At 62.5% G+C, this 23,079-nt stretch carries 8 protein-coding genes; 5 read left to right on the plus strand and 3 right to left on the minus strand.

Translation table 11 applies throughout. The features are described from left to right. Nucleotides 1-108: 108 nt before the first annotated feature. Both AB7290_RS30535 and AB7290_RS30540 read right to left on the minus strand, forming a co-directional pair. On the minus strand, nt 109-13,554 hold the full coding sequence (locus AB7290_RS30535) for a filamentous haemagglutinin family protein (RefSeq protein WP_354075144.1): 13,446 nt from the start codon (nt 13,552-13,554) through the stop codon (nt 109-111). A gap of 333 nt (nt 13,555-13,887) precedes the next feature. Next, nucleotides 13,888-14,595, minus strand: a complete 708-nt coding sequence (locus tag AB7290_RS30540; protein ID WP_441254226.1) for a hypothetical protein — start codon at nt 14,593-14,595, stop codon at nt 13,888-13,890. Between the two features lie 85 nt (nt 14,596-14,680). Between AB7290_RS30540 and AB7290_RS30545 the strand changes: the two genes are divergently transcribed. Beyond that, nucleotides 14,681-14,950, plus strand: coding sequence for a hypothetical protein (locus AB7290_RS30545; protein WP_085402771.1), 270 nt, complete (start codon nt 14,681-14,683; stop codon nt 14,948-14,950). Between the two features lie 6 nt (nt 14,951-14,956). Here AB7290_RS30545 and AB7290_RS30550 read toward each other — a convergent pair whose 3' ends face one another. Next, entirely contained in the window at nt 14,957-16,459 is a 1,503-nt protein-coding gene (locus tag AB7290_RS30550) for a substrate-binding domain-containing protein (protein ID WP_071915583.1), read from the minus strand. A gap of 537 nt (nt 16,460-16,996) precedes the next feature. Between AB7290_RS30550 and AB7290_RS30555 the strand changes: the two genes are divergently transcribed. The 4 genes from AB7290_RS30555 (at nt 16,997) to AB7290_RS30570 (ending at nt 23,062) form a co-directional block, all read left to right on the plus strand. Next, on the plus strand, nt 16,997-17,926 hold the full coding sequence (locus AB7290_RS30555) for a peptidylprolyl isomerase (protein WP_085402770.1): 930 nt from the start codon (nt 16,997-16,999) through the stop codon (nt 17,924-17,926). Nucleotides 17,927-17,976: 50 nt separating this feature from the next. Continuing rightward, the gene (locus AB7290_RS30560; RefSeq protein WP_085402769.1) at nt 17,977-18,891 is read left to right on the plus strand and encodes a glycosyltransferase family 2 protein; all 915 of its coding nucleotides are present in this window, start codon (nt 17,977-17,979) and stop codon (nt 18,889-18,891) included. A gap of 46 nt (nt 18,892-18,937) precedes the next feature. Next, nucleotides 18,938-21,133 carry a glycosyl hydrolase family 28-related protein gene (locus tag AB7290_RS30565; RefSeq protein ID WP_144030801.1) on the plus strand — a complete coding sequence of 732 codons (2,196 nt, stop codon included), beginning with the start codon at nt 18,938-18,940 and terminating at the stop codon, nt 21,131-21,133. Nucleotides 21,134-21,292: 159 nt separating this feature from the next. Beyond that, entirely contained in the window at nt 21,293-23,062 is a 1,770-nt protein-coding gene (locus tag AB7290_RS30570) for a carbamoyltransferase family protein (RefSeq protein WP_085402768.1), read from the plus strand. The last annotated feature ends 17 nt before the right edge of the window (nt 23,063-23,079 follow it).

Genomic DNA, 23,079 nt, shown 5'->3' on the forward strand with positions numbered 1-23,079 from the left:
GTGCTCAGCTTGTCCGGCGTCTCGCTCAATCGTGATGGATGACGGCGACACGGAGCTGTCGACCGCGATCCCGCAAGCCGATCAATCTCGAGTTGAACGCGCAGACCATCACTGCTTGTCGTTCCCCGATGGCGTCGTATCGGACTCCTTCTTGTCAGTCGCCTGGTCATCCTGACCGTCGCCGCCGCCATAGCCGATCACCTCGACGATGAAGATCGAACCCTGTCTGCGGGCCCCGGTTGCGGTTGGCGTTTCCGCCGACTTGGCGGCCGCGCCGGCCGTATTCGAGCCTGCCGTGAGCGCGCCGATATTGGGAACGGATACGGTCGGAATTCCGGTCGTGCTCCCCTGCACCTGGAAATTGCTGGCGTTGGCGATGACGGGGGCGACGAAGACTGCGCTGCCCGAGGCGCGCACGCCGGCGGTGCCGAAATCGATCGTGCCGCGCGGTGCGAGAAGATAAAGCTGGGACGCAGCTGCTTGCGACGACGCCTGCAGCGTGCCGATACCCGCGCCGGTCACGAAGCCGCCAAGATCGATCGACTGGTAATCATCCTGATCATACAACACCTGCAGCGCCGGTGCCGACAAGGTCGTCTTGGAGCCGCGGCCGGCATCGAGATTGCCGTTGGAGCTCCACATCAGGATGTCGCCGCCCTGGGTCGTGAGCACGCGGCTCGAATTCACCAGCACACTTTGGTCTGTGAAGGTGTTGATCGCGCCGCCACCAAGGGTGAGGATGCCGATATCCCGCAGCTTCAGCGCCGAGTTGGGTTCGGCCGCAAGCGAGCCGACGATGATATTGCCACCCGGGCCGAACATCGAGATATCGCCGCCGAGCTGGGTCTGAACCGTGGCATGCAGCAGGTTCATGTCGCCAGTCTTGACCAGCTGGCTGGCGCCGTTGCTCCCGCTGCCGAGCACGTTTGCCGTGTAGCCCAGTCTCGCCGGGAACATCGTCTCGATCATGCGGTAGCCGCGCTGGGTGTCCGACGACGTGCCATCCTTCTGGCCGATGCCGACCGCTTTGAGCTCGGCAAAGAATACCTGGTCGATAAAGACGTGCTGGAGGTCGGTGGGCAAGGCCTGGAAGGCCGCGAACACGCTGGCATCGGAGTCACTGTCGCTTGCCGGCTTGCCGATCCGGCTCAAGAAGGAGCGCAGCTCGGACACATAGTTATGTTTGACGCTGCTGGCATTCGCCGGATCGATATAGGAAGCCGCCACGGCGGCGTAATCGACACCGAACTTGGTGCCGAACATCGTGATGATGTCGGCGCCCTGCTTGGTGCCGGCAGCGTCCGTCAGCGTCGCATTGCGCCGCGGATTATTCGCCGGGCCGAGCAGCGACTGGTTGTAGATGCCGACCGAACCGCCTCCCGTTTTTTCCGAAATATAGATGTTTCCGACCGGCGTCGGGCTGGAATTGCCCACCGACACGATGCCCTCCTGAACCGGAGCCTGGGTCGCATTGTCAAACGCGGCCGGGAGGAACGGGCCAATATCGCCGCCGGCCTGAACCACGAGGAAGCCGGGTCCGGCCACCTGCAAGCCACCGCCATTGTTAAAGCCGGTGTAAGTGATGTTCCGGCCGGCTGCGATCGTGCTGACGTCGCTGGTATGGATGTTCTGCACGATGATGTTGAGATCGACGATGTCGCGCCCCGCATAGATGCTGGTCGGGCGATTGATCTCGATGCGCTGATAGACATTTTCAGTCGAACTGGTGGTCCTCTTGCCGTAGCTTCCCGTTGCCTTGATATCGCCGGTCGCGGCGTAAATGCGGGCGGTCGTGTCGAGACCGTCGGCTACATCGTTCTCATGCGCAAGGATCGCACGGCTGGACGACTCGTCATTGCCGCTATTGGGACGGAACGGATCGAACGCAGCGTCGATCAGAGACGGCCCGGCGGAAATGAGCGGGCGTGAGATCGATTGCGACGTCGATGTCTGCGGGTAACCGAACGTGAGGTCGATGCTGCCCTGCGCCAACAAATTGAAAGTGCCGTGCTCGGATGGGCTGAGCACGATGCCCGGCGCTGGAACCGCAGCCGAAGCACCCGAAGCATTCTGATTCAGGATGTTGCTGATCCCGGTCGTTATCAGATTGCCCTGCAACGCGATGGCCTCGAAGCTCGCAGGATAAGTCGCCGGAGCTGCCTGAACATTCAGGCTGTTGGCGGGATTGATGGAGATCGCGGTGGGCGCGATCGCGATCGTCACGTCGCCCGACTGCGCCACCAACCGAACCTTGCTAGCGGAGCCGTAGGCATCGAAATACAGTGGTAGCGTCGGGTCGGGCTTCGGCTCCAGGGGATTCGCCTTGCTCGGTTGCTGGGCGTGCAGCGCAGCCGGGTTGACGACACCCGCCATCGCGATCGAGCCGTTTGCCGTCATCGTGATCTGGCCGGTATCGACAGCGAGCAGCGGAAGGTTCGGAAGCTTGAGCGTGCTGTTCGCGTACCTGTAGACATAATCGTTCTGGCCGATGTCGCCGCCCGCGACGATGCTGGCGTGGCCGGATCCCTCGTAGAACGAGCCGCCCCGGATGTCGCGGCCGGCGCGCACGACCATGTTCCCGCCGCCGTAGAGATGGGTCACTGGCGTGCTGTTCGCCGACAGGCCGCCGGTGACGCGCCCAGTCGTCGGAGCCGACACCGACACATCGAGCATATTGCGCCCGGCGAGAACGCTCACATTTCCGCCTGCGCTCAGGAAGCCTTGTTGGAAGCTGCCATACTGGATCCACCACGCGGTTTGCGAGGCGATCTGCGTTCCAACCGGCGCGAAGACACCGGCTCCGAGGATCGAAGCACCGGCGCTGGGCGTCACACCGGAACTGGATAGCAGCCAAGGCTGATAGTACTGAGGCACTTTCTTGTAGACCGTGTTGCCGTTCGCATCCTTTATTGCGACTACCTTGGTGCCGCCTACGACATCGCGCTGCGCGTCGATGACGACGTCCCCGCCCTTTTCAGGGAAGGCCGCCGCGGTTGGCGGTCCGTAGTAGAGCTCAGGCGCGGCGGTGGCAGCCGCGTTGCCGTACGCCATGAGGCGGGGCTCGAAGAAGCCGTTTGGATCGTTGACGGCGAGGCTCGGGCTGTACGGATTGGCGTAAGTTTCCGTATTGACGCCGGCTGCATAGATCACGCCGGGCGCGTCGGTGTCCTTCATGATCACATCGCGAGCGGCCGCGACAGTAATGCTGCCGGTGCCTGTCCGGATCATGGTCGGAATATTGACAGAAACAGGGGCGGTACTTCCCACCACCTTTTGGTCGTAGCTTGCGTGCTTGTCGACGATCACGTCGCCCTTGTCGTTCGCAAGCGGGACTCTGGCAGTCGGATTGGCGCTCGACACATCGGCGCCCGCGGTCAGCATGTAGGACCAGGACGATGGCGCCGTCACCGCCTTGATGTTCGCCTGGCTGCAATCGATCGTGCAAACCAGCAATTTGTGCGGGAACAGGTCAGCACTCGCAAGATCCTGCGAAGTCGGGCTGATGCCGTTGCCGACGTCCCCGGCCCTGTAGGGCGCGATCAGAAGCGTATTGCTGGTAGGGTCGTTCAAATAGATCGAATTGAAATCGATCGCGCGTAAACCGCTATTTGACGCGAAATAGTCGTTGACCTTGCCCGCGTAGACCGGGTCGAGATAGTTCGCGAACTGGAAGAAGCCGTCCGAAATCGAGGCGTTGACGTTGATGTTTCCGGCAGCGCGCAGCGAAAGCACGCCGGCGTCCAGACCGCCCCAGGGCGTTGCGAGACGGTAGGTGAAATCTATATAGTCCGAAGCGGGATTGAAGATGGTCGGCGATGGTTTGCCGCGATCGACCACGCCCGCCGCCAGATTCCAGTTGCTGCTGACGGTGATGTCGCCCTTGGAGTTCACCAGGTCGACGCCCGGCTGCACGTGCACGACGTCCGCGCCGAGGCTGTTGACCAATGGAGAAAGGCGCGTGAACAGGTTGGTGAAGCCGTAGCTCTGCCCGTTATAGCTCCACGTCCCCTTGGTGATCTGGGAGACCGTGTCGCCGAAGAAGGCATTGCCCGTGCCGGCGCCGCCGGTAAAGGAGGCAACGCCCGGCTTGCCCTGGTTGGCCGGATCGAACGCCGCGTAAACGCCGCTCGACGTCAGTGGAATGTAGTCGTTTGTGGTTGGCACGAACTGCAGGCTGCCATTGACCAAGGTGGTCGAGCCCGACATGTTCGATACTTTTGTGAATGTCGCTGTCGCTTGGCCGTTGTTACCGCTGACGCCGAGGGAAACGGATAGCGAGGTGCCATCGTAGCCGGTGGAGCCAGGCGCGAGCGACAAGGATGCTGAAACGATCTTGACGGTTGACAGCACACGACCGAACAATCCGGTCGCAGCCGGCACGTCCGTGACATTGCCGATTTGAACGCTCGTAACTCGCGTAAGGTAACCGGTACCAGCATCCGTGATGGTGACCGTAGCGTCTCCGCTTGCACTGAACGACACGCGGCCCTGGGCAATCCTGCCTCCAGGCGTAGCTGGCGGCGGGAATGTGATGGGAATATCGCTCTGACCGAAGTATTGCGACAGCGTCGTCGTGTTCGGCAGAAAAGTATCTATCCCGCCGGACACATTGATGGTCGCGATTTGGATTCCTGCGCTGTTTTTGACCGCGACGGACGTCGGCACGCTGGGAAGCCCCGTTCCACCGCTTATCGTCTTATCAAGCTGAAATCCCGTAACGTTGGTCCAGGTTCCGTCCGTGGCAGGGATCAGATTTCCGTTCTGGTCCACTCCCTTGTACCAGCCGGCCGGGTCGATCGTCCCGAACCAGCCGAGGCTCGACCCGTCGATGCCGTAGCGGCCGGCGGTGGTGTCGAACGCGATGAAGCCGTTCACGGCGACCGAGCGCGCGCCGACGATGCTGACCTTTGAGCGGTCGTTGACGTTGTTCGTGGCATCGATCACGGCAAGCGCGTCGAAGGTCTTGTCGCCGTCGGCGTAGAAGTTTGTGCCATGCGCGCCCGATGGGTTGGCGACATTGCTGATCGCGGCAATCTTGACGTCGTTGTTGCCATCCAGTGGGGCGCGGAACGTCACGGTGCCGCCGCTCAGGCCGCCCTTGGTGCCGCCGGAGACGTTGATCTGCGTACCCTGTTGCAGCCAGATTTTTGATTTGGCGTCCCAGCCGATGCCGATGGTGACGTCGCCGCCGCGCTCGTCGGTGTGCGTGGTCGAGGCGTCGATCACGCCGCTGCTTGCGAGGAACACCGAATTGGCGCCGTAGAGCGCGACCTTTCCGCCGGCCTGCCCGGTGCCGTCGAGCGTGCTGCCGCCATAGCCGGTGGCATCGATGCGACCGCGAATCTTGACCTGGCCGAACTGATTGCTTGCATCGCCGCTGTCCCAGGCGGTGTCGTCGGCGGTCAGCGTGATGGCGTTGGCCTTCAGCGTGTGCCCTGCAGTCAATTCGAGATTGCCGGTGCGGGTGTGGATGTCGATCCCGCCGGTGAGGCCGCCTGCGAGCAGATTGTCCGCCAATGCGGTCAGGTCGGCCGCACCCTTGGTATCGAGCTTGAACCGGCCGCCGAGACCGGGCCCGCCGGTGCCGAGCAGCCGGCCGGCGAGCGTCGCGCTACCGCGGAGCGCGTCCACCTCGATCGTCCCGCCATAGCCTTGACCACCGCTCGTCGTCGCGACGTCGATGGTGCTGCTGGCGTCGGTGATGACCTGGCCATCGCCCGTGGCGTTCGCCCCGATGTCGGCATAAAGCACGACCTTGCCGCCCGACAGATACGTGTCGACGTCGACCAGCGTCTTCTTGTAGCCGCGCGCCGAGAGATACGCACCCGAATTGAGGGTGACGTTCCCCGCGATCGCACCGAGCGTAATCGTGCCGGCCTGCGCCTGAATGGTGCTGCCGACGGCAATGTTGGACGCCGTGACCGTGAGAATGCCGCCGGTCTCGTCGCTGTCGGCAGGCGCAGCTGCGGCCGAGCCGCGCGTCACCGGATCGACGATGGAGATGTCGCCCGACGCCGTCAGGGCAAAACCTTGGGGGGTCCCCGCGGTTGCGCCGGCGACAAGAATGCGCGGCGTGCTGACGGTGAGGTCGGTCTTGTCGCCGTTCGCACCGAGCGTCATCGTGCCGGGGCCTTTGACGACCACGCTGTCGTCGGCCGACCATTTGACCTTGGAGAAACCGGCAATGGTGAAGTTGCCGTTGACGACATTCCCATTGACCCGGCCGCTGCCCAGGTCGATCTCCTTTGCGGCCAGTTCGAGGCTGTTGCCGTTTGCCGCCGGAGCGCTGACGGGCGGGCTGGCCCCGGTGTTCTTGAGCGTGATGTTGTTGCTCGCCGAGATCAGACCGTCGCGTGTCAGGGTGGCGCCACCCGAACCCGCCACGGTCATCGTGCCGGTGGATGCGACACTGACCTTGCTGTTGGGATCGAGCGCGATCTGGGTGTTGGCGGCGTAGGTCGTGGCGACGCCGGCGGCGGATGTGACGGTGACGCCGACGCTGAACTGGACCGTTGCGGAGGAGGAAAACGCCAGCACCGTTCCCGCGCGCAGATTCAGGCTGGTGCCGGGATTGAGCACCTCGCTGCCGAGCGCGATGCCGGTGGCATCCAGCGACAGGCTGCGCGCGCCGGAATTGAAATCGCCATAGACCGTAACCGGACCAGACAGCGCGCGCAGGGCCAATGTCTGCACGTCGGCGAACTGAGTGCTGTTGGCCGGCAGCACCAGGCTCTTGCCGGCAACCGCCGTGGCGGCTCCGACGCCGATGCTCGGCGCGATCAGGTTGACCAGATTGGCGTGCAGGTCCGTCGTATTGAGGGCGATCGCATTGTTGGATGCGGTGGCTTGCAGTGTCAGCGTATTCGTCGAGATCTTGACGCCGTCAGCGATCGCCACCTTTCCGCTGTTGCTGGTGTCACCGCCCGCCAATGTCAGGCTTCCGGTCACCGGCCCGGCCGGCAGCGTGGCCGATGCGGTCGCGACATCCTTGAATTTGATCGTGAGCGCCGGCGCCGAAACTCCGGTCGCGCTCGGTCCCCTCACTTGCAGCGTCGGGTCGTTGCTCGCCACGAACAATGCGCCCCGCCCCGGCTGTTGCGCGCCGCCGTTGGCGTAATAACTGAGAGCCAGCCGAGCGAGGCTGTTGGGGTCAAGGAGTTTTGCAAGATTGGCACCCACGATCTCCGTTCCGGAGAGCGTCCCGTCCAAGGCTGCGGCGAGGCTCTGGGCCGTGACGGGCGCCTGCCCGTCCGATACCACGATGTAATTGCGCCCGGGCCCGGCGTGAACGACGCCCGTGGTTTTGATGATGCTGCCGGAATTGATCGTCACCGTGCCGCTACCGGCCTCCGGCACATAGACCGGAAGATCCAGCAGCACGGACTGCGAACCGACCGTCACCGTTTGCTTGACTTCCTGCCATTGGCCGACCTGCTGGGCCACGAGCAGTATCTCGGGCGCGCTGAACGTCTCGCCCCGGGTATCCACGACGACATTGCTGGCGGTCGGCGTGATCAGCGTAGCCGCGGGGCTATCGTTGCGGCTGCCGCCGATGAGAATGCTCTCGAAGCCGTTGAGCTGGGTGAGGTCGACGCCGACATAGCCGGGCGGAATGTCGTTGTTGACGTATCCGGCATGACCGAGCACGGCCAGCTTGGGAGCGCTGATGTCGAGCTCACTGCCGCGGCCAATATTGCCGCTGCTGTCCTGCCCCGGCTGCGTCAGCGCCATGCCGTTCAGCACGATCGACCGCAGCGCGGAGATCGACAGCCGGCCCGCATCCATCGGCAGCCGCGGCGCCGTGACATTGTTCTTGGCCGCCAGTTGGGCATAATAGGCGTTGGCGCCGTTGAAGCTGTACTCGCTGTATTGCTGCCAGACCGAGCTTGTCTGCACCGCGAACACCGTCTGGCCGGACGACTGCTTTCCGGGCGCGGTCGACTGCGTGTAATGACCGGTCACCAGAACGGTGCCATCAGGCAGTTTGGTTCCCGTGGCAATGTTCTTGCCGGTGTTGTCGCTGGAATAGACGACGACACGCATAGCGCCCGGCAGCGTCGCATAGTGCGCTGGATAAAGCGTATAGGTCCCCGCCGGGATGCCGTTGCCGCCGTCGATCGTGATCCGGGTGCCGGCCAGCGGCACGGTGTCGCCGGCGGTGATGGTCTTGCCCGCATCGGCACTGCGCGCGGTCGCAAAATGGATGTCATACGCAGCGATCGGATCGGTCTGCGACGGCAACAGCGCGTAGACGGTCTGGCCGGAAGGCGTCGTGGTCAGGCTATCGCGCGAGCCGCCCTTGCCCGCAATCCATTCCATGGCCTGGATATCGCCGCCGCCGCGCAGGTCGATCGTCGAGCCATCGGCGCGCGTTACGTTCGATCCGGCCAGGATCAAACCCTTCGAAGGCGGTTGCGCCAGCGGATTGAGGTTGGCGTTGTAGTACCAGTTGGTGCCGTCGGACGTCGCACCGTAGGGAACGGTCGTGTCGGCCAACGACACCGAGGTGAGGCTCCCGGGCTCCAGCACCACCGACTGCGTGATGATCTTGGACACTGCGCTGTCGGTATTGCCGAGCGCGATCTTGCCGAGCGGCGCGAACAGATTGCCCGCTTGCTCGATGGTCCCGGCATACACGGTGATGCCGCCGCCGGCCGATAGCGGAATCCCGGTGTAGCTGTTGGCGGGCGCGGCGAACTTTACGTTCCCCGGCGTCTCGATCGTGAAGTTAACGGCGGAGACCGGATAGATTCGCTGGGCGGAGAGCAGGAGATCGCCGGCCGAGACCAGCTTGCCGGTGAAACTCGACTGCTCCGCCGTCGCGCTGGTGTCGTTTCCATTGGTCTTGAGACCGTTCACAACCTTGAGCGTGCCGAGGCGGAGGTCGCCGCTCGCAATCAGGTTGATCTGGCTGAAGCCCGAGAAGTCGAGGCCCGGCTGAGCGTCGCCCGGTTTGAAATTGGACGGTCTTCCACTCTCCAGATCGATCGTCTGTGCATTCACCGTCAATGTGCTGGTGCCGGCCACCGGCTTATTACTGGAGAAGCCGGTGAGCACGACATAGGGCGCCGCAATGCGTGCATCGATCGAGCCGGATCCCGGCGCGTTGATGTCACCTGCCGCAATGTGCAGACGGTTGGTCACGGTCCAGTTCAGCGAACTGGAAATCGTGAGCGCTTTCCATGACGGATCGCTGTCGCCGTGGGTGGTGCCGGGCAGGTCGGTGAAGATGCGCGCGGCACCGCCCACAGCTGCGGCTGCGTAGAGATAGACGTTGTCGAACGGCGCGAGCTGATCGGCCGAAACGGTGAGCGTCGTCGGCGCGCTGATGACGCCGGCGGCGCCCTGCTGCAGGGATATGTTGCCGCCGCCGAGCAGGATGGTCCCGCCATTGGCGCGCGAGTCAGCATGCACGGTGCCATCGGCGGCGACATAACGGCCACCGGCCGCGGCGAAGCTGCCGCCCCAGGAAAATCCGCTGACGTCTGCGCTCACTGTGCCGGCGTCGCTCCAGGACCATTGCGACGTGGTCGCGCCGCGCGCGCCTGCCACCTGGATATTGCCGGCCGCGCCGGAGACGTCAACCAGCGCCCCCGCATCGGCGACAAGGTAGCTTTGCTGCGGAGTGCCAGCGGAGCCAGGAGCGCCATAAGCGAAATAGAACTTGTTCTTGTTGGTATCTGTCGGGTCTGTGTAGGTGTTGACCGTAGTAATCGCTCCACCTTCCACCGCAAACGTGCCGCCGGCGATGTAGCTGCCGCTCGTCCTTGGACCGTTGACCGCTCCGAACAGGGAATTGGCGACGAATGTCCCGGACAGGTCGATCTTCGCGTCGGACGAAAGATGCGTCGCCAGCGAGTTGATGAAGACGGAGCCGCCATGGTCGATGATCGTGCCACGCAGCTCGACGGACGTCGCCGGCACGTTCCAATCCGGAGTGCTCGGTTTCGGAACGATTAACTTTGGATCAGTTGACGTGGCCCCGCGACGGTCGCCGGTGACCGCAGCCATAGTGATTTTCGCCTTGGGATCGGTGACGATCTTCGAGCCCGTATCAAGCTTGATGTTGTCGGCCTTCAGCGTGAGATCGACGGCCTTGCGCTGGTCGTCCGGTAGCAGCGCCAGTTGCGGCGCGGCCTGCTGCCCGAGCTTGGTGCCGGTCGACATTGCCGTGTAGTCGGCAAGGCTCGACAGATTTTTCTGCTGGAAAGTCAGGCTAGTACTGGCCGAGACGATGATGTTGGCGTCCACGATGGACCCATCGCCCTTCACCGACCAATCGTCCTTCACCGACTCGATAATGTAGGAGCCGAAGCCGCCGCCGGTCAGCAGCGACTCCGGCAGCGTGGTCGCGCTCCCGTTGATACGAATCGACGAAGTCTCACCATCCTGAAGCTTACCGCCGATCCGGATGGTGTCCGCACCGGCGAGCCTCAGGCTGCCGTTGTTCTCGAAGCCGTAGCCGCGCAAGGCGCCGTCGAGCTGAAGTACGGCGATTGGATTTCCAGCAACTGGGCTGGGCCTTTCCGGACCGGGGGTACTTGGACCTACCCATGCCGCGCCTTGATAGATGGCGAGTGAAATATTACCACCCTTGCCCGCCATCACGCCGGTGGCGACGATTTTAGCTTTGCCTTGTGACGAGACATAGCCACCACTCGATACATCAAGAACGCTGCCCGCAGCCAGCAATATGCTTCCTGTCGTGTCTCGGATGCCGGCTGTCCCTTCGCCTTCGCTGCTTTTGCCGGTGGCGATTGAGATGCTGCCGCCGTTGATAAAGGCCGGGCCGGTCGCATCAACACCAGCCGTGCGCCCGGTGTCATTAACAAACCGGCCGCTGACGTCGATTGTGCCCTCGACGAAGACATTCGCGGCAATCGACTTGCCCGAAGAGTCCTTGGGCGCCTTGAAAAGCGACGTGGTGAAACTGCTGCTGACAGAATCCCGGTCGGTAACGAGGCTAACGTTGCCTCCAGCCGCCGACACCGATCCGGCAATGTCAATCGCACCACCCGCCGTGACGGACAGGCTGCCGCCGGCTGCGAGATTGAGCGCACTGCCACCCGACAACACAAAATCGTTCGCCGTCACCTTCAGCGAGCTGAGGCCGTAACCCGACAGGATGTCGGCCGACAAATTCGTCGTATAGGTGCTTTGCGTCGTGAAATTGGCTGATGCCGTCGCGCCGATCTGCACGCTCGACGGTGTCGTCAGCTCGAGTGAGCCCTGCAACGGCAACTGCCCACCGCTGATCTGCCGCTCGCCGGCTGTCGAGCCGAAATACATCGTCCCGAGCAGCGCCGGATTGACGGTCACGACGCTTACGCGTCCGGCGTCATGCCCCTCGGTGAAGCCTGCCGAATAGATCTGGGTTGGCGTGGACCAGGTTTCCGTGACGCCCCAGCGCGCATGCTTGACGATGAACTGGCCCGCGATCCCGAGATAGGTCATGTTCGGGTCGGCGTTGGTCACGCTGTAGATGCGGCCGTCGCTGCCGATCAGACGCGTCGTGTTCACCATGCCGGGCAGGAACTTCACGCTGCCGCCCGCGACATTCATGATCGAGCCGTCGGTCTTGACGCTGGCAGCACCGTTGCTGGTGGAGAGGTCCGTCGTCAGCGACACGCTGCCGCCGACGGTCATCAGCTGGTAGATGCTGCGCGGGACCTTGGCGACATAGCCGCTGGCGTCCGCGAGCGGCGTTCCCACCCATGTGGTGCCGTCGCTGCGGGTGCCGGTGTTGCGGATGTCGATATACATCGTCTGGCCGTACAGCGCGCCGTTGCGCTGCAAGGGCATGTCGGCGAACTCGGCGCGCGGCTGGAACGAGATGATGTTGTAGCTCGCCGGCAGCTCGACGTTCTGGAGCCCGGCGACGTCGACCGTTGCACCCGGCGAAAGCAGGACGCTCTGCGCAGCGTTCGAGTTGGAAAGGACGCCGCCTTCGTTGCCTCCGCTCGTGCCGACCCTGCCCTGCTGGAAAAGGTTTGGTACGTCGCCCGTCGGAAAGAGCTTCGCGTTGAGCGACACCTGCGCCGATGGCGCCGAGATCAGCCCGTTCGATCCGACCGTGACGTTGGTTTGCGCCGACATCTCGATATAGGCCGGCCCGAAGCTCTGCGTGCTCGCCAGTCCCGCCGCGCCGTCGTCGACCGGAAGGCTCGAGATCACGCCGTTCATGGTGACGCTGGTCGCCGCGCGGAGAAGCACGAAGCTGTTGCGGTCGATACTTGTATCGACCGAGATTACGCCCTGGATCAGTTTTCCGGCGCTGTCGGCCAGAGCGTGACCGCTCGCATCTGTGGGATTGCCGATCGCAACCGTATCGCCGTTCATCACCACGATGCCGCGAGAGGCGTCGATCACACCGTCATGTTTGACCGCACCAGTGCCAGCCAGATAGGTGCCCGCAGCACCAGTTGGATAGCCAAAGGGTTTAAATGGATCTCCCGCTACGTCGTAGTACGACGACGCAAACTGCGACAGCCTGAATTCGGTGCCGCGGAACTTGATGGTGTTTCCCTTGTCATCCTTGCCCAGCACACTGTCGGGAAGCGCCGAATAGCCGTTCGGAACGACATCGATCGTTCGCGCCGCGACCATCGCGACCTCGCCACCCTGCGCCGTGATGGATCCGGAATTGTAGACGTTGGCGCCGAACAGATAGACCGAGCCGGGCGAGCCAAGCGAAACCTGGTCTGAGAGGATATTGCCGGTGATGGACGCGCCGCGCTCGACCTTGATGTCGCCGGCGATCAGCTTGGTCGCCGCGCCGCCGTCCTTGTCGTAGATCGAGAACGAGTTGAGATCGGCGATGCCGTTGTTGAGAAAAAACTGGTCGCGCGCCGCCAGATCGCTGCCGAGCTTGCCGACATCGAGGCTGGACGCGATCAGCGTGTGAACGTTGACCTGCGAGCCGGCGCCGAAGATGATGCCGTTGCGGTTGATCAGGTAGACGCCGCCGATGGCATTGATCTGGCCAAGAATGCGGCTCGGCGAGGCGCTGGGATCCTGCACCCGGTTCAGCGCGATCCAGTCGGACGCGGACTGCCTGAAATTGACCGTGGTGTTGGTACCGACGTTGAACATGTCCCAGTAAAGAATGCTCTTCTTCTGGGTCTGCTGGATATCGACCGAGACCTTCGAGCCGCTCGTCGTCTGCTTCGGCAAATTCGCGCCGAGCCATTTGGAGGCATCGGCCTTGATGCCCGCCAATGGATCGCCCGCGGTGCCGCCGAACGGCATCAATCCGCCCGGGGTCAATCCATTCGGGACGGACGACGCCGCGGCCTGGGCGGCGGCGGCAGCATCCGACTGGAGCTTGCGCGCGGCGGCAAGCGCTGCTGCCGCGCGGGCAAGCGAGGTCTGGGCCTGGGTCGCTGCGCCGGCAGCCTGCTGCGCGGCCAAAATCGCCGCCTGCTGCGCGGCCGCCGTCGGCACCACCGTGCTGGCGCCGGGCGTGAGGCTGCGCGCATGGCCGAAGCCGCCCGCGACCGACAGCGCCAGCAGGCTGACGCCGCAGAGCAGCGTCCGTTCAAACGCACGCCGCATCCCGGGGGGAGAAACAAGGATATCGCGATGGGGCACGCTGCGGCACTTTCTGATTACAAGTTCCAGTCGAGCACGCCGCTGATGCACGCGCATTCGCGCCTCGCATTTACTTTTCGTTTACTAACATTCATATGTCAGATTTGTAGCATTGAAGCACTATGTGCATCTGCGACATCACGTTCCGCCGGCCGAGGCGCGGCAAAATAGCTTCAATTTCAGCAGAAAAGCGTGCGATTAATTATGTTATTTTTTGTTATCAACGCGATATCGCGTCGATGCGAGCTGCGGCGGCCCGGCCAGAATGGCCCTAAAGCATGACGAGATTGGGCTGCCCTAGCGCTGGCCCTGGTTGGCAAACGGGCTAAGCAGACCCGGCGGCAGCTTGAAATTTGCCGGCTGCGCGCTCTTGTTGATCGTCAGGTTCTTGCTGGCGCCAGGATGGACGTCGGAAGCCGGGGTCGGCCCACTTCGCGGCGGCGGGACCGGCATGGCGACCGGCACGGGCGGCGGCCCCGCAAGCACTGGCCCGCCCGGAACCGCACCGGCCTTCATGTCGGGCGACGGGATGTCCAGCACGGTAATATCGAGTCCTCTTGCGAACTCCACCTGGCGCCGCTCGACCGCCCGAAGGGTCCATCCTTTGTGGTTTTCGCCTGCTTTCAGCCGGACCACGGACTTGCTGGCGGAATCAATGAACAAGCCGATCTTTTCGCTGCCGACGATGGTGCCCAGCAGAGAGAGCTGCGGCCTCTCGGGTTCGGCCGGCGGCGGCGGAGCTACCTGCACGGGCGCCGACACGGCAACCGGTGCAGGCGCCGGCGGCCGTCGCGTCGGCGCAAACAACGGCCGCTCACGGCTGGCCGTCAAACGCCCGAGCGGGATAGCCCACAGCGGGTTGTCGCTGAGCGCGCGTTGTGCCGGTGCAGGCGCCGGCGGCCGTTCGACAGTCGCGGGCGCCGGCACGACGGCGGGAGCTGGAGCCGGGCCGGCCGGCTTCCTGGCAAACAGATCGTCGCGTGACTCGGCGGGGGGAGAATCCATCGAACCGGGCGCGCTGACGGCAAACGCCTGGACGCTTCCCCCGGCAAGGACGCCAGCGAGCAAAGCAATAAATAGGCGCATCGACATGGCGCTGACCGTCCCTGATCGGACCCGAGCGATAACCGTCATGAATATCAATCATGTGACATTTGCGAGCAGGGAACCGATGCGCCAAGCCGGTCCGCGAAATCGCAGGGCATGGGGAGGGGAGATCAATGCGCGCGCCCTATCGTCCGCCGCCATCACATCTACTGGCGGCACGATGTTGGATCAAAGCCGGGCGCGCTTCAAAAAAATGCACCCGGCGCGAGCCGGGTGCAAAGTGTTGTCGATCGTCGATCAGGCTGAGACCTGATAGCGATCAGTAAGCGCCGACCTTGCCGGTGCAGCCGCTGGCGTTCAGACCGTTGGTCGGGTCGTTGAGGAGCGTGTAGATTTCGCCCTGCCACACCGCCGGAACCTGAGCGAAGCCGTTGTCGTTCATGATGGCGTTCGAGCCGCTGCCGTAGACGTAGTCGAGGAAGGTCTTGAACCAGATGAACGCGTTGTTGCTGTTCGCGTGCGTCTGATAGCACTGGTAGATTTCGAACCAGGAGAAGCCGGAGATCGGATACGAACCGGAAACCACCGGATTCGGATTGACACCCTGCAAGCTCCAGGTCAGCGGGTTCGCGCGGCTGACGCTGTCGAACTGCGGGATGGCGGTCGCCATCGCCTTCTGGGCACCCTGGAAGGTCGGCGGCTGGAACTTGCCGGTCGCGCCGGTGATGTCCCACTGCGACTGGAGGTTGGCGGTCTTCAGGCCACCGGCCTTGACAGGCAGCCAGAAGTCCTGGGAGGCGTAGCCGATCGCACCGTTCGTCGAGGTGACGAGGGTGACGAGGGCGCCGCTGCCCGAGGCGTTGGCGAACGTGCCGGGGCTGGTCACGGCGTTGCCGCACTGGTCGGTCGGGAACTGATCCGGCCAGTTCAGCTGGTTCGCACCGCGCGCGAGCAGCGGAGTGGTGCAGGCCTGCGAACGATCGGTCCAGGGGAAAGCGTACGACACGACGGTCGCATCGCTTTCGCTGTTCGGTCCGAACTCATAACGGCACTGCTCAACCAGCGCGTTGGAGAGCAGGAAGGTGGTGCCGCTGCCGTCCTGACGATGCACGAAGGTGATGTTGCCGGTGCCGAGCGTGCCACCGTTGAGCGTGGTCAGGATCGCGTTGTTCCACTTGGTGATGTGGCCCGACGCGATGCCGCAGAACGCGTTACGCGACAGGTTGAGGCCGCTGCTGCCGCCAGCCGGGGTCGCCGGCAGAATGTTCAGGGTAGCGCCGGCACCATCCTTGCCGTTCAATCCAAACGCAACGGCGCCGATGACCGCCGGAATCTGGATGAGATTGCCGAACTTCGACTGCGCGCTGCTGGCGCCGCCCGTGTTCCAGGCGGTCATGTCGGCGGCGTTGACGACGTCGTCGCTGCCGATGAACTGCACGCCATCATAGTCGGAGATGTTGTTGATGCCGAAGTTGCTGCTGGTGTAGGCGGGAGCGGAAGAGGAAGGCGTTCCGATCTGGGTCTTGTCGTTGGTGCGCAGCACGGTCTTGCCGTTGCCCGAACCGGTACCGGCATAGAGAATCGCGCCGCCGATGCCGCTGGTGTTGAAGCTACCGCAGCTCGCAGCCTTGGCCATCGGACCCGGCTTGCCGGGGCTGCCCTGCGCCTGGGTGTAGATGCAGTCCATCAACTGCCGATAGACAACCTGCGGGAACGTCGCGCCCGCGCCAAACGCAACCGACTGCGCCTGAGCAGACTCGGAAGCAACGCCCATCGCAGCGAACGCAACCGATCCCAAGAGTAAAGTCTTCAAGTTTCGCATAACCTCAGTCTCCCTGTTTGGATACCCCAAGCCTGCTACGATCAGCAGCCGGGCCCCGGAGCGAGGCGGACGCTATCGGCGGTATGTGAGACTTTGATTGTTGTTTTGTGAATTATGATACTCATCTCATCTACAATGAGATCGATCTTCGTGCCGACCTGACAACAAGCTCAGGATTTCACGAGCAGAAGCATGGAATTCTCGCCCTCGCCAAATGTTATCCACGCATCAAACGCCAATCGTAAAATATGTGGACGCCGTCGGATCGGATGCCTCTCACACATCCTGAAGCTTGAAGCGCGAACATCCGACGATCATCTCTTGACGACGCGCTGCGAGCAAATGCCGGCGGTGACGCCGCCGGCGCGCTTTCACAGACCTGTCTTGTCGACATCACATCACCGTTAATGTCGCATCGTTAAAAAGCACCCCGGCAATCCGGCCGCGCCGCACATGATGCCTCGTATCATAACCATATCGTTCGCCATCGTGTGAGTGCTGCGCGGATAAGACCAGCAAGCAAGAAGGATCTACGAAATGAACGCTCTGCCCGGTTTCCGCATGCCTTACCGTGCAATGACGGCACGCGCCGGCTTAGCTACCGTCTGGCTGGCCGTCATGCTCGGCGCCGGAGCACCGGCATTTGGTCAATCGCCGTCGGCCGATCCTGTTGTCGCCGTCGTCAACGGAAGCCCGATCCATGAGAGCGATCTGGAGCTGGCGGACGAAGTCATCGGCCGAAATCTGCTTGTTCAGGACCCCATCGAGAGGCGCGAAACCCTCCTGAAGATGGTGACCGACGCCGTGCTGCTCGCAAAGGTGGCGACCGATCGGCACATAGAAGACCCGGCCGATCTTCAGCGCCGCGCCATTTTCGCGCGCAATCAGGGCCTCACCAACCATCTTCTGACTGTCGTTGGTCAGCAGGCGGTGAGCGAGGAGGCCATGCGCAAGGCGTATCAGGAGGTCGTGCTCAATGGGGTGACAACCGAGCCCGAACTGCATCTGCGCCACCTTGTCTTCATGATCGCTCCGCCCGCGGACGATGCCGCGATCAAGGCGGCCGAACAGAAAGCCAAGGCGGCGATGGATCGGATCAACAAGGGCGAGGACTTCACGGCCGTAGTCGCCGACGTGTCCGAGGACCCCGTCACCAAAGCAAGGGGCGGCGACTACGATTGGCGGCAGCGCGGCGAGATGGGCAAGGAATACGCCGACGTGGCGATCAAGCTGAAAAAGGGCGAGGTTTCGCAGCCGTTCAAGACTGCAGTTGGCTGGCATATCCTCAAGCTCGAGGATACGCGTCCACGTAAACCGGCCGATTACGACAAGATCCGTGATCGCCTGGCAGCGATGGTCGCCTCTGCAGCGCAGATCGAGCTCGTGGATAAAGTACGCGCCGAGGCGAAGATCGAGCGCATGGACCAGATTCATAAAGCAGACAAGGAAGGCGCCAAAGTCAGGTAGCGCCCCTGCCCTGCCTGCCAACCCCGCGATATCCCGGCAGTGAGTAAGCGATGGGCCTTGCCGTCATCATCCTGACGCACAACGAAGAGCGCCACATCTTGCGGGCTCTCGCCTCGGTTGCCAAGATTGCAACCGAGGTTTTTGTTGTCGACAGCTTCTCAAGCGATCGAACGGTCGAGTTGGCGCGCGCTCAAGGCGCGACCGTATTGCAGAACCGGTTCGTCAACTACGCGAAGCAGTTTCAGTGGGCGCTCGAGAATGCCCCGATCACCGCCTCGTGGATCATGCGGCTCGATGCCGACGAAATCATCGAAGCCGATCTCGGCGCCAGAATTCGCGATGAACTGCCGCGCCTGAGCAACGAGGTCGTCGGAATCAACCTCAAGCGCAAGCACATCTTCCTTGGTCGCTGGATTCGCCATGGTGGCCGCTACCCGCTCCTCCTCTTGCGGATCTGGCGCCGCGGCCACGGCCGCATCGAAGACCGCTGGATGGATGAGCACATGATTCTGTGGGGCGGCCAGACTGTTACATTCGATGGCGGGTTCGCCGATCACAATCTCAACGACCTGACGTTCTTCACCGACAAGCACAACAAATACGCCACACGCGAGGCAATCGACGTGATCAACGAGCGTCATCGTCTGTTCGGGCGCGATGTTGATCTGATATCGGAGGAAGGCTCGCGCCAGGCAGCCATCAAGCGCTGGATCAAGGAACGGCTGTACAACCGTATCCCTTATCAAATCAGCGCGCCGGCCTATTTCCTGTTTCGCTTGATTTTCCAGCTCGGTTTTCTCGACGGCAAGGAAGGCCTTGTCTATCACGGATTGCAGGGTCTCTGGTATCGCTTCCTTGTCGGCGCAAAGGTGGAAGAGCTGGAAGCCGCCATCTCTCATCTGAAAGATCCGGCGGAAATGCGCGCGGAGCTGCGACGCCTGACCGGCCTCGTCATCGAGCTCTGATCAACATGCGCTCGAACGCCAGAATGATTTTCAATGAGCACGGTACATGACGCGTAGTGCCGCGGCCATCGTTGCCCTGTTTCAGTTGCTTTGGATGGCGGAGGCAACCGCACAGTCCGCGATGTTCTGGTTCAACGATCCCGTCGGTCCGGACGAAACAGTGCTCGTCACCGGCGCCGAGCTCGACAAGATTACATCTGTGACGGTTGCCCGAATTGGCGACGGCCCCTCCCGCGAGAGCGGACAGGAAACCTCCGTTCCGATTCTGCAGGCCAATCCCCTCTCCCTTAAATTCACGATCCCGGAGCAGTTCACGCCCGGGATCTACCGCTTCAGCCTGACCCACCCCCAGGGCACTCTCATTGGCCGCATCAACCTGCCAACAATCTATTGGACGCAGGGAAACCTCGGCGACGAGGTCTCGCCTTCGGGCTGGCTCCAGGTGTTCGGTCGCAACATCGTTCGCCAGTCAAGCCGTGCACAATTGTTGCTGCTGCCCGATGCCGGGAATGCACCTACGAAAGCCGTTTTGACCAAAGGCGACCTGTGGCGCGGTGCGTTTCGCATCCCTGATCAGGTTTCACCCGGCCGCTACAGGCTGCGCCTCTCCAACGGAGACGGCGGCGACGCCGAATGGGTCGATGTGGGCAGCATCGTCGTGCGCTCTCTCGAGGCGAACGCGGTGCAATCCTTCGATGTACGGGCATTTGGCGCGAACGGCGACGGCAAGTTTGATTGTACTCGCGCCGTCAAGGCCGCCATCGAAGCTGCGAGCCAGGCCGGAGGCGGGACCGTGTACTTCCCGCGCGGGCGCTATCTGATCTCGGACATGATCGTCATTCCACCTCGCGTCAAATTGCAGGGTGAACGCATCGATCTGGTCAATTTGGTCTGGCCTAGTCTGGCAACGCTTCCGGCCGCACTGATACAGGGAAGGTCGCAGTTCTCGGTCGAAGACCTCACAATCTACGCATCGAACCACCCGCACATCATCGCGGGGGGCTTTCAGTTCGGCGACGCCCCGATTCCTGACGCGGCCGATATCGCCATCCGACATGTCCGCATTCGCGGTTCGGCCTTCCGGGGTCTCATGGAGGCTGAAGCCACCCTGCAGCAAATGAACGACTTCCGCCGGATTTATCCCGATGGATCTCCCGACACCATTCGATTGAGCGGAAACAGGATCGAAGTATCCGATTGCGACATTCTCGGATCCGGACATTCGCTTCGGCTCTTCAAGGCAACCAACGCGATTGTGGCCCGCAATATCCTGACCAACGGCCGCTATGGCTCCTACTCGATCGTAGGATCGCGTCAGGTCGTCTTTGAAGGCAATACGGTCACTGCCGCCGATCTCCAGGGGACGGGCGGAGGAATATCGACGCTGTCAAAGTGGGTCAGCGCATCCGAGAATATTTTCGTCGGCGGCAATACGTTCAAGGCCATTTATGGCTGGGATCGGGAAGCCATGACGTCGGACGGGCCAGGCGGATTCTATTTCGGACACGCGAACAGCGCAGGTCCGGATCGGTTGTCGCTGCTGGATGCAGCGAATCCGTATCCGGCCGGCACGGACTGGACCGGCGCCGCCGTCATGGTGGTCAACGGACGCGGTGCCGGCCAATACGCCAGGGTCAAAGCATTCGAGAAAAAGCCGTCCGACATGTCGGTGGCGCTCGATCGACCGCTCGAGGTGACGCTGGACTCGAATTCGGAGATCACGATTACGCAGGCGCAGCAGAACTATCTGGTCATCGACAATGACTTCGAGGATACGGGCGTCGCCGCGCAGACGTACGGGACGGCGCTGGGGCATGTCATCTCCGGCAATCGATCCAACAGGACCAGCGGCTTTGCCGTCTTCGGACTGGCCTACGATAGTTTCCAGCCCGGCTGGCGGATTCAGATCCTCGACAATCACATACTCGAGGGAAACGTCTACCGGGCCGGACCCGAACGGAGCATTTTCTCCAATGAGGCTTCAATTCTTGTCCAGGCGAACCAGACCGCAAAGGCTCCAGGTCGGCCGCCAATGGTGCAGGCGGTGATCGTTCGAGGCAATCGCCTCGATCAGGACGCCCACATCGAAATCAAAGGCTTTGCCGCGACCTCGCCCGGCGTTCGTGACGTGGTCGTCGAAGGAAACACCATGGGACCATCACGGGTCGGTCTGATGATTGATCGCGGCGTCGCGTGGTGGCTCAGTCGAAGGAACGTCGAAGAACGGCGTATCCAGAAATAGCACTGCGAGCTAACGCCCCTGCCTCGCGCTCCCTCTCGATCAGTCACGGTAATGATAAGTTCCGTTGTTAGTTAAACCTCTGCTCTGGCTGCGATCTCCCGCTGTGGCCGAACGGAATTCCTCTCCGGCAGCCGCTTCACAACCTGAAAGACTGTACCGATGACCGCAATTCTCGGCCTCAACCTCAACCATCCCGATGCCTCCGCGGCGCTCATCATCGATGGCAAGGTGGTCGCAGCTTCGGCTGAGGAGCGCTTCGGTAAACGCATCAAGCATGATCCATCCTTCCCGCAGCAGGCGATCCAATCGGTTCTCGCCATGGGCGGCATATCGTCGAAGGATCTGGATTTCATCGCGGTCGCGCGCGATCCGTCGCAGAATCGCGCGGCCCAGGTCTCGTATGTATTGCGCAATCCGCTTTCGGGCGGCAAAGCGGCGCTCGAGCATATCCGGCGGGCCAAGGACGAGCTGAGCATCAGCGAGCAGGTCGCCGAGGCGTCCGGGCAGGCCCCGGACATGGTCAAGGCCAAAGTCGTCAACGTGGAGCATCATCTGTCCCACATTGCGAGCTCCTACTACTGCTCGCCGTTCGACGGGCTGACGGCCGGTTTCTCCTATGACGGCAGCGGCGATTTCACCAGCGCGATGGCGGCGCGCTGCGAGGGTACACGGATCGACGTGCTCGACCGCGTCAACCTTCCGAACAGCCTGGGCTTCTTCTACACGGCATGCTGTCAGTTCATCGGCTTCGCCGAATATGGCGAAGAGTACAAGGTCATGGGGCTCGCGCCATACGGCGTCGACAGCTATGCGGACACGATGCGAGAACTCGTCCAAACGCGGCCCGATGGCTGGTTCAAACTCGCCGATGGCTTCTTTGGCATGCACCGCGGCGGCGAAAGCGGAAAGATGGACGAGCGAAATCACGTGGAAATGCTGCGCTTGTTCACCGACAAATGGATCGAGAAATTCGGTTCACCGCGCCAGCGCGGCCAGGAGCTGACGCAACGGGACAAGGACATCGCCCGCTCCTGTCAGGTCCGCTTCGAGGAAGTGGCGGTGCATTGCTTCAACAAGCTGCACGATCTGGTCCCAAGCAAGCAGGTCGTTTATGCCGGAGGTTGCGCACTCAACGGCGTCATGAACGCGCGCCTGTTGCGCGACACGCCCTTCCAGCAGGCATATATGCAGCCGGCTTCATCGGACGACGGTCTGTGTCTCGGTGCGGGCCTGTGGACATGGCACAATGTCGCGGGCGGACGAGAACGATTCCATATGACGCATTCCTACTGGGGGCCGGCTCACTCGGATGAGACGATGCGGCGCGCAGCAGAATCGGCCAAAACTCCCATGCGCGAACTATCGCCCGGCAACGTTCCGAAGGCGGTCGCATCCCTGTTACACGCCGGGCTGGTGGTTGGCTGGTACCAGGGGCGATCCGAATGGGGCCCGCGCGCTCTCGGCAATCGCTCCATTCTCGCCGACCCGACCCGCGCCAACATGAAGGATGTCATCAACGCCAAGATCAAGCGAAGGGAAGGCTTCCGCCCGTTTGCTCCGACCATCTTGCAGCCGGCGGTATCGACCTATTTTGAACAGGATGTATTCAGTCCCTTCATGATGCATGTCGTCAAGCTTCGCCCGGAATGGCGTGAAAGACTTCCCGCCATCACCCATGTCGATGGCACCGGACGGCTGCAAAGCATCGCGCGGGACACCAATCCGCTCTACTACGACTTGATCCACAGCTTCGGCGAACTGTCCGGGATACCGATCGTGCTCAATACCAGCTTCAATGAGAACGAACCGATCGTCGACACACCCGAACAGGCCATGAGCTGCTTCCTTCGCACCGGTCTCGACGCCATCTGCCTTGGCAGGTACCTGGTGGTGAAAGGCGAGCATGCCAAGCTGTTGTCGGACGCGTAGGCCGCTGACGCCGTGAA

Origin of the sequence: Bradyrhizobium sp. 613_E4_N2_2 (assembly GCF_052075995.1) — a bacterium.
Lineage (GTDB): Bacteria > Pseudomonadota > Alphaproteobacteria > Rhizobiales > Xanthobacteraceae > Bradyrhizobium > Bradyrhizobium barranii.

Bases quoted from the DNA above. Each gene is read 5' to 3' on its own strand.
- AB7290_RS30535 (WP_354075144.1), bottom strand. From the start codon at position 13,554: ATGCGGCGTGCGTTTGAACGGACGCTGCTCTGCGGCGTCAGCCTGCTG.
- AB7290_RS30540 (WP_441254226.1), bottom strand. From the start codon at position 14,595: ATGGATTCTCCCCCCGCCGAGTCACGCGACGATCTGTTTGCCAGGAAG.
- AB7290_RS30545 (WP_085402771.1), top strand. From the start codon at position 14,681: ATGGCGCTGACCGTCCCTGATCGGACCCGAGCGATAACCGTCATGAAT.
- AB7290_RS30550 (WP_071915583.1), bottom strand. From the start codon at position 16,459: ATGCGAAACTTGAAGACTTTACTCTTGGGATCGGTTGCGTTCGCTGCG.
- AB7290_RS30555 (WP_085402770.1), top strand. From the start codon at position 16,997: ATGAACGCTCTGCCCGGTTTCCGCATGCCTTACCGTGCAATGACGGCA.
- AB7290_RS30560 (WP_085402769.1), top strand. From the start codon at position 17,977: ATGGGCCTTGCCGTCATCATCCTGACGCACAACGAAGAGCGCCACATC.
- AB7290_RS30565 (WP_144030801.1), top strand. From the start codon at position 18,938: ATGACGCGTAGTGCCGCGGCCATCGTTGCCCTGTTTCAGTTGCTTTGG.
- AB7290_RS30570 (WP_085402768.1), top strand. From the start codon at position 21,293: ATGACCGCAATTCTCGGCCTCAACCTCAACCATCCCGATGCCTCCGCG.